The organism is Streptomyces sp. NPDC096193, assembly GCF_040302905.1.
In the GTDB taxonomy this organism is placed as follows: domain Bacteria; phylum Actinomycetota; class Actinomycetes; order Streptomycetales; family Streptomycetaceae; genus Streptomyces.
Map to the genome: position 1 here is coordinate 109,103 of NZ_JBEOSJ010000006.1, position 15,519 is coordinate 124,621.

11 protein-coding genes are annotated in these 15,519 nt (G+C 70.0%); 5 read left to right on the forward strand and 6 right to left on the reverse strand.

Translation table 11 applies throughout. The features are described from left to right. Positions 1–132: 132 nt before the first annotated feature. The 5 genes from ABTX78_RS12145 to rplU form a co-directional block, all read right to left on the reverse strand. Entirely contained in the window at positions 133–1,632 is a 1,500-nt protein-coding gene (locus ABTX78_RS12145) for a D-ribitol-5-phosphate cytidylyltransferase (protein WP_352206698.1), read from the reverse strand. A 192-nt stretch (positions 1,633–1,824) separates the two neighbouring features. Continuing rightward, positions 1,825–3,900 (reverse strand): glycosyltransferase family 4 protein, encoded by a 2,076-nt coding sequence (locus ABTX78_RS12150; RefSeq protein ID WP_352206699.1) that lies wholly within the window; start codon positions 3,898–3,900, stop codon positions 1,825–1,827. A 243-nt stretch (positions 3,901–4,143) separates the two neighbouring features. Then, positions 4,144–5,580 carry a GTPase ObgE gene (obgE, locus tag ABTX78_RS12155; protein WP_352206700.1) on the reverse strand — a complete coding sequence of 479 codons (1,437 nt, stop codon included), beginning with the start codon at positions 5,578–5,580 and terminating at the stop codon, positions 4,144–4,146. A 130-nt stretch (positions 5,581–5,710) separates the two neighbouring features. Then, a complete protein-coding gene (gene rpmA, locus ABTX78_RS12160) occupies positions 5,711–5,968 on the reverse strand; it encodes a 50S ribosomal protein L27 (protein ID WP_313946349.1) in 258 nt (85 codons plus the stop codon). A gap of 14 nt (positions 5,969–5,982) precedes the next feature. Next, positions 5,983–6,303, reverse strand: a complete 321-nt coding sequence (gene rplU / locus ABTX78_RS12165) for a 50S ribosomal protein L21 (protein WP_223774625.1) — start codon at positions 6,301–6,303, stop codon at positions 5,983–5,985. A 358-nt stretch (positions 6,304–6,661) separates the two neighbouring features. Between rplU and ABTX78_RS12170 the strand changes: the two genes are divergently transcribed. Then, positions 6,662–8,491: a hypothetical protein gene (locus ABTX78_RS12170; RefSeq protein ID WP_352206701.1), complete on the forward strand. Its 1,830-nt coding sequence runs from the start codon at positions 6,662–6,664 to the stop codon at positions 8,489–8,491. 56 nt (positions 8,492–8,547) lie between these two features. Further along, positions 8,548–9,150: an acyltransferase gene (locus ABTX78_RS12175; RefSeq protein ID WP_352206702.1), complete on the forward strand. Its 603-nt coding sequence runs from the start codon at positions 8,548–8,550 to the stop codon at positions 9,148–9,150. A 105-nt stretch (positions 9,151–9,255) separates the two neighbouring features. Here ABTX78_RS12175 and ABTX78_RS12180 read toward each other — a convergent pair whose 3' ends face one another. Further along, on the reverse strand, positions 9,256–10,314 hold the full coding sequence (locus ABTX78_RS12180) for a PLL family lectin (protein WP_352206703.1): 1,059 nt from the start codon (positions 10,312–10,314) through the stop codon (positions 9,256–9,258). A gap of 392 nt (positions 10,315–10,706) precedes the next feature. On the opposite strand from ABTX78_RS12180, the gene wecB reads away from it, so the two are divergent. The 3 genes from wecB to ABTX78_RS12195 all read left to right on the forward strand — a co-directional run bounded on the left by wecB (position 10,707) and on the right by ABTX78_RS12195 (position 15,458). Next, positions 10,707–11,810 carry a non-hydrolyzing UDP-N-acetylglucosamine 2-epimerase gene (gene wecB / locus ABTX78_RS12185; protein ID WP_352206704.1) on the forward strand — a complete coding sequence of 368 codons (1,104 nt, stop codon included), beginning with the start codon at positions 10,707–10,709 and terminating at the stop codon, positions 11,808–11,810. Between the two features lie 169 nt (positions 11,811–11,979). Further along, positions 11,980–13,314 carry a glycosyltransferase gene (locus ABTX78_RS12190; protein WP_352206848.1) on the forward strand — a complete coding sequence of 445 codons (1,335 nt, stop codon included), beginning with the start codon at positions 11,980–11,982 and terminating at the stop codon, positions 13,312–13,314. Beyond that, on the forward strand, positions 13,311–15,458 hold the full coding sequence (locus ABTX78_RS12195) for a glycosyltransferase family 1 protein (RefSeq protein ID WP_352206705.1): 2,148 nt from the start codon (positions 13,311–13,313) through the stop codon (positions 15,456–15,458). The genes ABTX78_RS12190 and ABTX78_RS12195 overlap by 4 nt, the downstream gene beginning before the upstream one ends. Positions 15,459–15,519: the final 61 nt, after the last annotated feature.

A 15,519-nucleotide genomic window follows, 5' to 3' on the forward strand; every position in this document is an offset into this window, starting at 1 on the left:
GAACCTGCTCCAAGGGGTGCCGGTTGATCCTTTTTGCGGGAATTGTGAAGTCACGGCTTCACAAAGTCGAGCTTCCGCATTGCGCGTCGCGGCGGATAACGAAAGCCCGATAAATGCTTTAACGATGGATTATTACATATCTCCCTCGCGGTCCAGGACCGCCGCGAGTGCCTGCTCGAAGCCCGAGGCCTCGCTCGCCTCGCGGGTCGGATCCTGCTGCCGCACATCGATCACATGGCCGGTCAGCTCGGAGAGCAGAACGTCCAGGGAGGTCCTCGCCACCGCTTCGGAGGAGAGGAGAGAGCCGTCGGGTTCGACGCCGAAGGCCTTGGTGCGCATCGGGGTCGCGGTGCGCTCGGGGTTGACGCAATTCACCCGGATTCCGTCGTTCGCCCACTCGTCCGAGAGCGCCTGGGTGAGATTCACCATCGCGGCCTTCGTGGAGGAGTAAAGGCTGTACTCGGCGCGACCGCGTGTATAGCTGGAGGAGGTGTAGAGCAGCAGCTGCCCCTTCGTCTCCGCCAGGTACTTGTAAGAAGCACGGGCAATCTGCACGGGTGCCAGGTAATTGACGTTCAGCGCTTCGCGGATGGTGCTGTTGTCCGTCTCCGCGAGCTTGCCGATACGCAGCACGCCCGCGGTGTTGATGACGTAGTCGATACGGCCGCTCTCGGAGTACGCCTTCGACAATGCGTCGTCGACGTGCTCCGGGTTCTCGACATGCGTGCCGGTGGTGGAGCGGCCCAGCGCATAGACGTTGGCGCCGTACTTCTTCGCCAGTTCGGCGATGTCCGCGCCGATCCCGTACGAACCACCGAAGACCACCAGCGTGCGGCCGGCGAGCAGTTCGCGGTACGCGGCCTCGTCGGCCTGGCGGGGGGCGGCCGTCGAGGCCAGCTGGAACAGCTTGTCGGCGATGAAGACGTCGACCGGCTGCGTCACCTTCATGTTGTACTCGTCGCCCGCGACCACATGGATCGGGACGTCGGGGAGATAGCGCAGGACCACCGAACAGTCGTCGGTGGCCTGGAAGTTGGGGTCGCCCGCCGCGACCTCGTAGGCCTTGCGGATCGTCGACAGCTTGAAGGCCTGCGGCGTCTGGCCGCGGCGCAGCCGTGAACGGTCCGGCACGTCCGTGATGAACTCGCCGTCCTCGCCGTGGGTGCGGGTGACGATGATGGTGTCCGCGGAGGGGATGGCGACATCGACGGCCTGATAGCGGTCGAGCGCGTCGACGCAGTCCTGGATCACTCGCTGTGACAGAAGCGGACGGACAGCGTCATGGAAGAGGACGTTGCGGTCCTCGCCCTCGGCAAGTCCCTCGCTCAGCGCGGCGATGGCGCGCTCGGTCGTCTCGTTGCGGGTCGAACCGCCCTCGATGACCCTGGCCACCTTGGTCAGCCCGGCCTTGGCGATGATCTTCTCGACATCGGGCACGAAACCCGGTGCCATCAGGACGATCACGTCGTCGATGGAGTCGGCCTGCTCGAAGGACGAGAGTGTGTGCTCGATGACAGCCTTGCCTGCGATCTTCAGCAGCTGCTTCGGGATCGACAGACCCACACGCTGGCCGGTGCCACCGGCGAGCACAACGGCTGTGGTGCGGGGTTTGGCTACGTGCGGCACAGACACAGGGACGACCTACCTTGAGGTGAGTGGGGGACGGGGCCGATCGTCGCACTCTCCGTGACCGTCCCGCAAGGCGGACGACCAGCACCCCACACCTCGGCGAAACGCGGTGTTCACCCCGTGGCCAGGGAAATGACTCATGCTTGCCCCGCCCACGGGGTGACTGACACCACAAAGGTCACGATGGGCGCTTCGCTACCCGATCGGTTTGTCCACAACATTCAGGACGAGCTCGTTGGCGGCGCTGTAGAAGACCTTGACGGTGACCTTTTCCCGCGGCCCGACACCGAGTTTGCGTACCATCGACCGCAATACTGTCAGAGATCTCTTCTTCAGCACTTCGATGCCGGGATAGGGGAAGAGAGATCCCTTTTCCACGACATCGTCGAGAATGCGGGCCAGCCGGGCCGGCTCGGCAGCAGGCGAATACCGCAGCCACAGATCCCACACATCGTGCGCGTCGGCCTGCCGGGCCACCGGCTCGGCGACCGGCACGGTGACCCGGAATCCGTCCGCGCCCTCGCGGACGGCGTCGAAGGACAGCTCGAGGGCGTTCTTTCCGCGACGGCGCATGAGCAGGACCGGTGCGCCGTCCGGTACACCCTCACCGAGCAGCCGGCCGTCGATCGTGAACGTCCGCCCGGAGACCCGGATGCCGGCGACCTCCGCGTGGACGGGCCGCGACCAGGAGCGCAGCGACAGCGATCCGTGCCTGACACAGGGGACGAGCTGGCGCACGGCCTTCCCGGGCGCCACACGGTCGGCGGCCCGCATGGCTCCGCGCTGGTCGACGGCGCGCGCCGAGAGCGCCACCCGCTCCCCGTGCTCCCGCTCCGCGTGGCAGGTCCACACCCCTTCCGCGAACTCCTCGTCCGCGGGAACGGTTGCCCGTCCCTCCTTGTCGAAGGGGTGGACACGGTCGGCCACCGCCGCGTCGGGGTGGCTGCACACGAGCCGCAGCGCACCGCCGCCGGGCAGGACCGGACCGCCGTAACCGTGTGCGTTTCGTGGAAGGAGCGTGACGACCAGACCGCCGTCATCGGTCACGACGCAGTCGGCGACCGGGGCGAACTCCCCCTCGTCCGCCGCTTCCCGGGCCGCGGCATGGGCGGTGCCGCGCGAGGCCGTCGTCGCGCCGAGTTCGGCGAACAGTTCCTCGTACTGCTTGGCCACCGGACCGGGATCGAAGCGCCGGGCGTTGCGGCGGGCCGCCGCGCCCATCCGCCGGCGCAGGTCCTCGTCGTCGATGAGGCGCAGAAGGGCGGTCGCGACGGCGTCGGCGTCGCCGACCGGAACGAGGAACCCGTCGACCCCGTCGGCGATGATCTCGCGCGGACCGTAGTCGCAGTCGGTGCTCACCACCGGCAGTCCGCAGCGCATGGCCTCCACGAGCGTCATGCCGAAGGACTCGTGACGGGAGGTGGAAACGGCGATCGCGCCCTTCGCCCACTCCGGTTCGATGGGTGAGCGCGGGCCCATGAGGTGGACGCTGTTGTAGAGGCCGAGTTCGTCGATGCGGCGGCGCAGCCGGTCCTTCTCCTTGCCCCAGCCGCAGATGCGCAGCGTCCAGTCCGGGCGGACCGCCGCGACCTTGCCGAACGCCTCGATCAGGACGTGGTACTGCTTCTCCGAGGCCAGCCGCCCCGCCGCGACGACCGTCCTCCCCGAGGTGTCGGACGGCACGACGACCGGTTCTGGCACGCTGTTGGGAATGGACAGCACCCGGGTGTCCGGCAGCGGCATCTGTTCCCGGTAGGAGGCGGCGTCACCCTCGGAGACCGTCACAAAGGCGTCGAGCCGGGTGAGGTAGGGGTACATCTCGGCGCGCAGCGCGGGCTTGTGATGGTTGTGCGACAGGTGCTCCTGGCCGATGAGCACGGCGCGCTCCGGTCCGAACTGCGCGATGTAGGCGGTCAGTCCGGGCCGGGTGGAGATGATCACGTCCGCGTCGGAGGCGACGTAGTGCTCACGCACCCGCTCGTCGGTGAGCCGACTGTACTCCTTCTGCCGCGCGTCGGTGGCGGGATACAACTCGGCCGGCTGGAGGTGGAGCGGGTGCCTGAGCTCGCTGGTGGGCGAGGCCGGGCGGGTGTCCACCAGCGGTACGACGTCGATGCGCGGGTCGATGGCGAAGAGCGGTGCGTCGCGGTGCCGGAACACCGAGACGATCTCGATCTCGTGCCGGTCGGCGAGTTCCTCCGCCAGATTCAGGGTCGTGCGGATGGTTCCGCCGATCCCGTAAATCGTATGGATGAGGAAAGAAATCTTCACCGTCGCTCCGTTCGGTCTGCTGGGGCTCTTCACCCCACCCCCGCATGGAAGACGATCACTTCGGGCAGGAGGTTGTTTCGCACCATGCACCGAAAATGATCCGGTTCGTCGGAGCCATCAACCTCCCGCCACACCGTCGCGGGGTACAGAAAGAACGACCGGCCGACAGGCCGGGAGCGGGGGAACCCGGCAAGCCTGGACGGGGGCGCGAACCCCGCGGCCAGGACCGGTGAACCCGTCGGCCTAGAACGGGTGGAACTCGTCGTACTCCCGCTGCGGGTCGTCGCGCTCGGCGTCCCGGTCCTTACGGCGCTGAGCCGCGGGTCGGGGCGTGTCGAGGCGGTGGTCCTCACCGCGGCGGCCGAGCATCTCGGCGCCCGCCATCACGGTGGGCTCCCAGTCGAAGACCACGGCGTTGTCCTCAGGGCCGATGGCGACGCCGTCGCCCGCCCGGGCACCGGCCTTCATCAGCTGCTCCTCGACACCGAGGCGGTTGAGGCGGTCGGCGAGGTAGCCGACGGCCTCGTCGTTGCTGAAATCGGTCTGGCGGACCCAGCGCTCCGGCTTCTCGCCGCGCACCCGGAACAGGCCCTCGTCCTCGCGGACGACCGTGAAGCCCGAGTCGTCGACGGCCTTTGGGCGGATGACGATGCGGGTCGCCTCCTCGACCGGCTTGGCCGCGCGCGCCTCGGCGACGATCTCGGCCAGGGCGAAGGACAGCTCCTTCAGACCGGTCCGCGCCACGGCCGACGCCTCCAGGACGCGGTAGCCGCGGGCCTCCAGATCCGGGCGGATCATGTCGGCGAGGTCCTGGCCGTCGGGAATGTCGATCTTGTTGAGGACGACGATCCGCGGACGGTCGTCCAGGCCGCCGTACTGGCGCAGTTCGTCCTCGATCACATCGAGGTCCGAGACCGGGTCGCGGTCGGACTCCAGCGTCGCGGTGTCCAGCACGTGCACCAGCACGGAGCAGCGCTCCACATGGCGCAGGAACTCCAGGCCGAGGCCCTTGCCCTGGCTGGCCCCGGGGATCAGGCCGGGCACATCCGCGATGGTGTAGACGGTCGATCCGGCGGTGACGACACCGAGGTTCGGGACGAGCGTGGTGAAGGGGTAGTCCGCGATCTTCGGCTTGGCGGCGCTGAGCACCGAGATCAGCGAGGACTTACCGGCGCTCGGGTAGCCGACGAGCGCCACATCGGCGACGGTCTTGAGTTCCATGACGACGTCACGGGCCTCGCCGGGCTCGCCGAGCAGCGCGAAACCGGGCGCCTTGCGGCGGGCGGAGGCGAGCGCCGCGTTGCCGAGGCCGCCGCGGCCGCCCTGGCCCGCGACGAACGTGGTGCCCTGTCCGACGAGGTCGGCGAGGACGGTGCCGTCCTTGTCGAGGATGACGGTGCCGTCCGGTACGGGCAGGACCAGGTCCTGGCCGTCCTTGCCGGAACGGTTGTCACCGGCGCCGGGCTGGCCGTTGGTGGCCTTGCGGTGCGGACTGTGGTGGTAGTCGAGCAGCGTGGTCACCGACTGGTCGACGACCAGGATGACGTCACCGCCACGGCCGCCGTTGCCGCCGTCGGGTCCGCCGAGCGGCTTGAACTTCTCCCGGTGAACGGAGGCGCAGCCGTGGCCTCCGTTACCCGCGGCGACATGCAGTTCGACGCGGTCCACGAAGGTGGTCATGGGTGTGCCTCCAGATACGGAAATGTCAGAGAGTACTCAAATGTCTTACTCATAACGCAGCAGAGGCGGACCCGCTTCCCGTGGGGGAAGTGAGGTCCGCCTCCGCAGAAACCGCTCTACAGCAGCCGAATTAGACGGCGACCGGAACGATGTTCACGACCTTGCGGCCACGGTGGGTGCCGAACTGCACCGCACCGGCGTCCAGCGCGAACAGCGTGTCGTCGCTGCCGCGGCCGACGCCCGTGCCCGGGTGGAAGTGGGTGCCGCGCTGGCGGACCAGGATTTCACCGGCGTTGACGACCTGACCGCCGAAGCGCTTCACGCCGAGCCGCTGAGCATTGGAGTCGCGCCCGTTCCGAGTGGACGATGCGCCCTTCTTGTGTGCCATCTCTCCTCAGTCCCTTACTTCGCAGCCGTGGGGATGCCGGTGACCTTGATCGCCGTGTACTGCTGACGGTGACCCTGGCGACGGCGGTAGCCGGTCTTGTTCTTGTAGCGAAGGATGTCGATCTTCGCGCCCTTGTGGTGGTCCACGACCTCGGCCGTGACCTTGATACCGGCCAGCACCCACGGGTCGCTGGTGACAGCGTCGCCGTCGACAACGAGCAGGGTCGAGAGCTCGACCGTGTCGCCAACCTTGGCCGTGGGAATCTTGTCAACCTCAACGATGTCGTCGACAGCAACCTTGTGCTGGCGACCACCGCTGCGCACGATGGCGTACACGCGGATCTCTCTCTCACTCGGAACGGCCCCCTGATGCCAGCCGCTCACACAGGCCGGGGCCTGCGACGATCCGGAAGGACGAGCGGCCTCTCCCGGGCGGCGAACGCCATCGGGAGGAAGTTGCTCAGGGGTAGGTGCGTACGGAAACACACCGAGGGACAAGGTTACGGGCCGCGCTGCGGAGGGTCAAACCGGGTCCGGACCGCCCGCTCCGGCCTCTGCCGGGCCACCACCGCGGCCCACCACTGCGGCCCCCTCCTCATGCCGGAGGTCCGCCGTGCCCCTCTCCGGTGGATCTGGTGGATGTCCGCCCCTGCCTGTTCAATGTTCGCTCGTGCCCCTGCGCTCCCTCATCTCCATGCCTCGCATGCTCCGCCACGGCTCCTCCGTGGGCGCCGATCTGCCACCCGACGAGGCCGTGACCGTCGGCGCCGCCACCGACCCCGCGCTGCGGGCCGCGCTGGTCGCGGCCGGCGCCGGTGACGCCGGCCCCGCCCGTGACCTGCTGGCGGAGACCCGGCTCGGTGCGCAGTGGGAGCGGCGCAGCGGCTGCGTGAGCGCGCTGGCCGAGTGCGCGCTGCACAACCCGGGCTGGCTGGAGGGCTGGCTGGAGGCTGCGCCCGAGGACCCCGACGCGACGCTGGTGAAGGCCGACCACTGCGTCCAGCAGGCCTGGGAGATACGGACCGGCCAACGCGCCGGCCATGTCTCCGAGGACCGGTTCCGGGCCTTCTTCACGCTGCTCGACGACGCTCTGCCGGTGATCGCCGCCGCCACCGAGCTCAACACCACGGACCCCGTGCCGTGGCAGGTCGCGCTCACCCACGCACGCGGCATCCAGGCGCCGCGCGAGGTGTTCGACGCGTACTGGGCCGAGGCCGTCGCCCGCTCCCCGCACCACTACGGCTGCCATGCCACCGCGCTGCAGTACCTGTGCGCGAAGTGGTACGGCTCGCACGAGGAGATGTTCGCCTTCGCCGAGCGGGCCGCCGACGGCGCCCTGCCCGGCTCTCAGCTGAACGCGCTGCCGCTGCTCGCCGCCGTCGAGTACGAGGTCGTCTCCGACGACTCCACACCCGACGGCCCGATCCCCGCGTACCGGGTGGCCGCAGCGATCACGCGGGCCCAGGAACTCTCCGCCTGGTACGAACCGGGCGACCCGGACGCGGCCGGTTTCCGCAATCATCTGGCGCTGATGCTGATCCTCGGCGAGCGCTGGGGCGAGGCGCTGGACACCTTCCGGGCCATCGGGGTGCACGCCCGCGAGTTCCCCTGGGCGTACGTCGGCGACAGCCGCAAGGAGTTCCTGGAGTTCCGGCTCGGCGTCCGCATGCAGGTCGCGTCCCGGACGCCGTTCTTCAGCAGGCTCCCGCAGAGCGCGCCCCCGGCGTCGGCGGCGCCCCCGGTGCCCGCTCCGCGCTCGCTGGCGATCGCCGCGGCCCCGCCGCACCAGGTCGCCGAGGCCGCGCTGATGTGCGGCGTCTCCCTGCGCATCGCCCCCGCGCCTTCCGGAGCGAGCTATGTCGAACTCGTCCCCGACCCCTCCCCCGGCAGGCGCGCGGCCCTCGCCGGCGGCGAGGAGCTGCTGACCGCGGCGGCCGACAACTTCACCACCGCGGAGAAGTGGCCCGCGCTGGTGCTGCGGCGCACCGCGGACCGCTGCAGCTTCACGCTGTTCCACAAGGGCAAGGTGCGCGCCGCACACCTGTGGGACCCCGCCGCCCCGATCGTCGACCACGCGCAGGCCGCCGCGACCGCCCAGGCCGTCGCCGGCGTCTTCCCCGTCACCGATCTGCGCCCGCTGATCACGCTGCTGCGCGGCGGAAACGATCCTGCCCGGCGTCAGACGGAGCTGGTGGCCGTGCTGGGACTGCCGCCCGTCCCGGACGGCTTCGGCGAGCGCGACGAGATCCTGAGGGACCTGCCGGGGGCCCGACTCCTCGCCAGACGTGGGGTGTTGAAGGGCATCCGCGACGCGATGTCGACGGATCTCGGCACCCCCTCGCCGCACGTCCCGCGCTCCCGGCGCTGGTGGACGCTGCGCATCGTGGCCGTGGTGGTCCTCGCCCCGGCGTCGGTGTACGGCTGGCTCTCCCCGGACGTCGGCTGGTACCGCACGCTCGTCCCCACCGCGGCCTCCCTCTTCTACGCGCTCCAGCTCGGGAAGGCCTGGGCCCGCAGACGCTGAATCGGGCCGCTGGTCGTATGCTCGCCGGGCGAAGCCGCGCACCGGAAGGCAGAGAAGTGAACTACAGGGTCCAGCCCACCGCCCAGGTCGACGAGAGTGCCGAGATCGGCGACGGAAGCAGCGTCTGGGAGCTCGCCCAGATCCGCGAGGGAGCACGGCTCGGCAAGGGTTGTGTCGTCGGGCGCGGCGCCTATGTCGGCACCGGTGTGCAGATCGGCGACAACGTCAAGCTGCAGAACTACGCCCTCGTGTACGAGCCCGCCGAGCTCGGCGACGGGGTGTTCGTCGGCCCCGCCGTGGTGCTGACCAACGACCACAACCCGCGTTCCGTGGACCCCGAGGGCAACCAGAAGCGCGGCGGTGACTGGGAGGCCGTGGGCGTGAAGGTCGCCGAGGGCGCCTCGCTCGGTGCCCGGTCCGTGTGCGTCGCGCCGGTGCGGATCGGCCGCTGGGCCATGGTCGCGGCGGGCGCCGTGGTCACCAAGGACGTGCCGGACTTCGCGCTGGTCGTCGGTGTCCCCGCCCGGCACATCGGCTGGGTCGGCAAGAACGGTGTCCGCCTGGTTGAGCGCGAGGGCGAGTCCGGCGTCTGGGAGTGCCCGCAGAGCGGCGCCCGGTACGTGGAGAAGGACGGCGTGCTCGAGGAGCAGGCCGTCTGAGGCCGTTCCGGCGAAGACAGCGGGCCCGGGCTTCCGAGGGGAAGCACGGGCCCGCTGTCGTTGTCGCGTCGCCGGTCCTAGGCGCGGGACGAGGCCGCCAGGGTCCTAGGCGCGGGACCAGGCCGCCAGCGCGAGGCCCGACTCGTCCTTCTGCCGGGTGACCCGCAGCGTTCCGTCCGTACCGAACGCCGCCATCACCACGCGCCCCCTGGCGTTGATCGCCAGCGCGGGCGCGCCGACGCACGGCTCACCGGTGAGCGTCCAGGTGACACCACTGCCCTCGTCCTCCGTGGGGTACGCGGCGAGCGCGGGACGGCCGGTGGCCTCGTCACGGTGGGCCAGGATCGTGCAGTCGTGGCCGTCGACCGGGGTGCGCAGCAAAGCGATCGGCCCGGTGCCCTTGCCGGTGCCGACGGTGACGGGCTCCGTCATCGACGGGCGCCAGGCACGCACCGTGCGGTCCTCGCTCGCGTGCCAGAAGTGGGTGAGCCGGTCGCCCCCGGTGCGCTCGGCCGTCAGCGAGTCGGGCTCGGCACCCGACAGGATGTCGTCGGCGCGCTCGAACTTGACGCCCTTGGTCTCCTGCGTCCAGCGCATGACGCGTTCGGCCGTCGGCAGGGCGAACTCCATCAGCCCTTCGGGGCTGATGGAGACGGAGACCGCTCCGAGACCCTCACTGCCCTTGTAGTCGGCCCACTTGTTCCACTTTCCGGACGGCACCTGGCTGCGTCCGCAGACACCGCCGCCCACATTGCGCACGAAGACATGCAGCGAGCCGTCGCCGTCGACGACCGCGGACGGCAGCCCGATCCGCGCGGCCAGGTCGGCGTCACTGCCGTACGGGGTGCCGAGCGGCGCCCACTCGCGCACCGCGAGACCCGACTGGTACTGGAGGGCGTAGACCACGTCGGTGCCGGTCCGCCCGTCCGGAAGCAACCTGTGCCGCAGCCCGACCAGATGGACATAGCCGTCGGCGCCCTGGGCGACGGAGAGGTAGGGCAGCACACCCGTGGCGGGAATCACGTCGGGGCCGGACCACTCCGGTCCGCCGGGAGCCGTCTCGGTCCACCGCAGCACACCGTCGGTGGTGGGGGCGTACGCCGTGAGCCGGCCGTCCTTGCCCCGTACGAGCCAGTTCGTGGTGGGGGCGAGAGAAGTGTCCACCGTGGGGGTGCGGATCGATTTGGGGCGTGGTGCTTCCTCCGACCGACGCACAGATTTCCGTCCGGACCTGACCGCCATGGCACACCGTCGACTTTCCCGTGACCGCCCCGCGAAACTTGCGCGACGATAGTACGACAGCGGGACGTGGCCGAATCCGGCACCGGTACCCCTGTGAGGTGGCCGGTTACGCCCCCATCGTCCCACTGTGCAGGCCTCGTTCACTCAATCGTTATCCAGGCGCTCCCTGCCGGGGTATCGCCGTCTGACCACGGGCGGGAGAGCCCCCGCGCACGGTGCGCCGACCGGCCGCGGGCCTGTCCACCTCGGCGGTTGCCTACCATTGCGCCTGTGACACCCCCCGCCAATGACCTGACCCAGAAGAAGAGTGTTCAGTGAAAGTCATCAGCATCGTCGGTGCCCGTCCCCAACTGGTGAAGCTCGCGCCCATCGCGGCAGCGTTCGCGGGAACCGAGCACGAGCACGTCATCGTGCACACCGGGCAGCACTACGACGCCGACCTCTCCGACGTCTTCTTCGAGGGCCTCGGCATCCCCGACCCCGACGTCCACCTCGGTGTGGGGTCCGGCAGCCACGGCGTCCAGACGGGTTCGGTGCTCACCGCCCTCGACCCCGTCCTCGAACGCGAGCAGCCGGACTGGGTCCTCGTCTACGGCGACACCAACTCCACCATCGCCGGTGCCCTCTCCGCCGTGAAGATGCACTTCCCGGTCGCGCACCTGGAAGCCGGTCTGCGCTCCTTCAACCGGCGCATGCCGGAGGAGCACAACCGCGTCCTGACCGACCACTGCGCCGACGTCCTGCTGGCCCCGACCGAGGAGGCCATGCGCCACCTCGCCGACGAGGGCCTGAAGGACCGTGCCGTGCTGGCGGGCGACGTCATGGTCGACATCTGCCTGCGCATCCGTGACGCGGTGCTGGCCGGCGAGCACGCCGCGCCGCAGCTGCCCGAGGGCATCGACCCCTCGCAGCCGTTCCTGCTGGCGACGCTGCACCGGCCGGACAACACCGACGACCCCGAGCGCCTCGCCGCGATCATCGGCGCGCTGGCCGCGCTGCCGGTCCCGGTCGCGCTGCTCGCGCACCCGCGTCTGGTCGCCCGCGCCACCGAGCACGGCATCAAGCTCGACCAGGGCTCGGTCCACGTCGGCCGTCCGCTCCCCTACGCCGGTCTGGTCGCCGCGGTGCTGGCCTCCTCCGGTGTGGTCACCGACTCGGGCGGCCTGCAGAAGGAGGCGTTCCTGCTGGAGCGCATCACCACCACGATCCGTCCGGAGACGGAATGGGTGGAAACCGTCGACACCGGTTGGAACGTCTTGGTACCCGACCCGCACGAGCTGTCCGCCGACGAATGGGCCGCCACCGTCACCCGCGCCGTACCCACGGGTGACCCCGGCACTCCGTACGGTGACGGACGAGCCGCGCAGAACGTTGTCCGGATCATGGAAGAGTGGAAGGGGGGAAGCCGGCACGCGTGACGGACCTGGAGGGCCTCGGAGCAGGCCCGAGTCCGTATACGTCACCGTGCTAGCGTCACCGCTTATGTCAGCGTCTCCCAGGTCCGGGCTGCCCTCCGACGGCTCGCGGCCTCATGTCATCTACCTCGCCATCGGCTTCCCGCCGGCTGCGAAGAGCAGTGCCTACCGCATGCGCGAGACGGCGAACCAGTTCTGCAGGGCGGGCTGGGACGTCACCGTCGTCAACATCGCCCAGGAGTCCTGGGAGCGGGATTCCGGCGTCGACCTCACCCTTCTGGAGCAGGTCGACCCCCGCGTGAACATCGTGGAGCTGCCGCTCTCCCGCGAGGACCTGGAAACGGACATCCGCCTCTTCGACGAGGAGCGCGCGCTCAACCCCAACAAGTGGGTCACGCAGCTGCGCAAGCGGCAGCAGAAGACGTTCCCGGAGCCGAACTTCGGCGAGTGGCGCGGAGCGCTGGAGCAGGCCGTCCTCGACATCCACCGGGAGCACCCGGCGGATCTGCTGGTGGCCAGCTGCGTTCCGTACGTCAACCTCGCCGCGGCCTGGAAGCTGTGGGAAGAGGCGAAGGTCCCGTACGCGGTCGACTTCCGCGACGGCTGGTCGATCGACGTGATCACCGGCATCGAGGCCTTCACCAAGGACTCGGAGATGGGCCGCTGGGAGCAGAAGGTCCTCGACCACGCGGTCAGCCTGTGGGTCGTCAACGACCCGATCGCCGACCACTACCGGGCCCGCTACCCCGAGTTCGCGTCCCGCGTCGAGGTCGTGCGCAACGGCTACGACGCCGACAGCTCGCCCGGCCGCGCCCACCGCCCGGACCCCGAGAGCGGTCTGGTCTTCGGCTACCTCGGCACGGTCAACTTCACGCCCGCGCATCTGGAGACGGTGCTCAACGCCTGGCGCGCGGCGCGCGAACGCGAGCCGCTGCTCGCCAACGCGCGCTTCGAGGTCCGCGGCCACATCGGCAACGGTGCGGGTCGCGAGGCGAACAAGCACTCCGAGATGCTCAAGCAGGCCGAGGCCGACGGCGTCTCCTTCGGCGGCCCTGCCGCCAAGGCCGAGGTCTCCTCCATCTACGCCCGCTGGGACGCGATGGTGCTCATCCTGATCGGCGGTCGCTTCGTGACCTCCGGCAAGGTGTACGAGTACATGGCCACCGGACTGCCGATCGTCTCCGCGCACGTCGTCGAGCACGACGCCTCCAACGTCCTTCAGGGGCACCCCCTGTGGACCGGTGCCGTCGGCATCGACGAGGAGGGTCTCGCAGAATCGTTCGTCAAGGCCGCGCACATGGCCGTCGAGACGAGCGACGAGGTGCACGCCGAAGCCATGGCGCACGCCGACCAGTTCACCCGCGAGGCGCTGATGTCCGTGGCCGTGAAGAACCTGGTGGGCCGGCTCGCCGAGTGGCCCGCGGCAACCCCGGGGGACAAGACCTCCACCACGGACGTGGACAGCCTCTCATCGAAGTCGATCGTCGCCGGAGGGCCCACCTCGTGACCGATGTGCTTTTCGTCGCCGCATCCCAGCCGCAGTTCGGCGTACTCGCCGACGCGGTGAAGAAGTTCCGCGCCCAGGGCGCGCGAGTGCACCTCGCCTGCCTCTTCGACGCGCGGGCCTGCCTGGAGGACCTGGACAAGCTGGAGCTCGACGGGTTCCAGCAACTCCCCTACGGCATAGGGCATCTGAGCATCGGCACCCGCCGCAAGCTCAAGCGGGTGCCGCACGGCCGCCGGCTGTGGGTACAGATCCGCAGGAACCCCTGGCTGCGCCGGCACGGACTGGCCGCCAAACACCTCGTCGCACTCGACGCGAACGCCGTCTACACGGTGTGGCGCCTGTCGCAGTACAACGCGGACGCCGGTGCCTCCTTCGGTATCGCGCCGGCCCTGCGCGCCATGGAGGGCGAGGCGTCCACGCCGCAGCCCGTCACCCGGCGCCGGAACGTGATAATCCCTCCGCGCACCCTGATCGCCGCCGACGTACGCCGTCATGCCAAGGCGCTGCCCCTCACCGTGATGCGGACGGCCACCGCGCGCCCCGTGATGCGCAGTGCCGTCGGAGCACGGCTGTGGCGCACCGCGCTCGGCGCGCCCGGTGTGCCCGCGGGTTTCCGGGCCGCGCTGTCCCGGCAGGTCGCCGAGGGCATGCGCTGGGCCGGACGGCCGGGCGGCGCGACACTCGCGCTGACCACCGCCGCCCGCCGCATCCAGAACCGCGAGATCCGGACCACGCTGCTGGACGAGGCGGTCAGGACCGAGCTCAACAAGGGCATCGCACCGCGCGCCCTCGACAGCACGGTCCAGGAGCTGTTGACGCAGGCCGACGACTCGTACCGGGACGGTGACCCGGCCGCGGCGGCCAGCGCGCTGGACCGGGCCCTCGTGCTCGGCTTCCACCGCGTCGTCCACATCGACCAGCTCAGCTCCCCCCTCGCGGCCGACCCCACGGCCTTCTCGGCGCCGGTGCACGCCTCCGCGGTGATGAAGAAGATCGGGGAGCCCCGCGGCCGGCAGACCCCGGCGGCCACGCCGCCGTCGGACCGCCCGCTGCGGCTGCTCGTCACCACCAGCGCCAACGACAACTTCCTGAAGCTGGTCCTCTCCCACTACGAGGACCACCCGGGCGTCGAGGTCCGCTACCTGGACCTCGCGGCGACTCCCGCCATGAAGCGGCTCTCCTGGGCCGGCCGGCGGATGATAGAGAACCGTCTCGGGGGCGACGCCCTCTACGCGGAGCAGGTCGAGCAGCTCATGCGGCCCCATCTGGACTGGGCCGACACCGTGTTCCTCGACTGGTGCGTGGCACCGGCCGTGATGCTCACGACCATCGACCCGGGCGACACCCGGATCGTGGTGCGGCTGCACAGCTACGAGGCGTTCACCCGGTGGCCGCACCTCGTGGACTTCTCCCGCATCGACGACCTCGTGTACGTGGCGGACCATGTGCAGGACCTGACCACCTCGCTGGTGCCGCAACTGCGCGGCGAGGCGGCTCCGCGCACGCACATGCTGCACAACGCCATGGACCTGAGCGGCTTCAACCGCGAGAAGCCGGCCGACGCCCGCTTCAACCTGGGTCTGATCGGCATCTCGCAGGTCGCGAAGGACCCGCTGTGGGCCGTGGACGTCCTGGAGCGGGTGCGCAAGCAGGACGAGCGCTACCGGCTGATCCTGGTCGGCGGTGACATGGACCGCAAGACCAGCCGGGCCACCAAGGACTATCTCGTCGCGTTCGAGAAGGCGCTGGCTCCGTTGGAGGAGTCCGGTGCCGTCGTACGCCTCGGTCCGACCGACGACGTGCCCGGCAAGCTCACCGAGATCGGCACGATCCTCAGCTCCTCGGTGCGCGAGGGCTGCCACGTCGGTTTGATGGAGGGAGCGGCGAGCGCCGCGGTCCCCGTGGTCCGTGACTGGCCGTTCTACGCCGGACGCGAGCACGGTGCCCGCACGCTGTACCCGGAGAACTGGGTCGTCGCCTCTCCTGAGGAGGCCGCCCGGCGCATCCTGGAGACCACGGCGACGGAGGAGAGCTGGCGCAACGCCGGCAAGCTCGCCTCCGAGCACGCGCTGTCGGTCTGGGACTGGCCGGTGGTCAGCCGCACGTTCGACGAGCTGTTCCTCGGCGAGCGGTCCGGTCACTGACACCACGCACACGAGTGAGGGCCCCCGGAACAACCGGGGGCCCTCATTCGTGTCCCGGGCG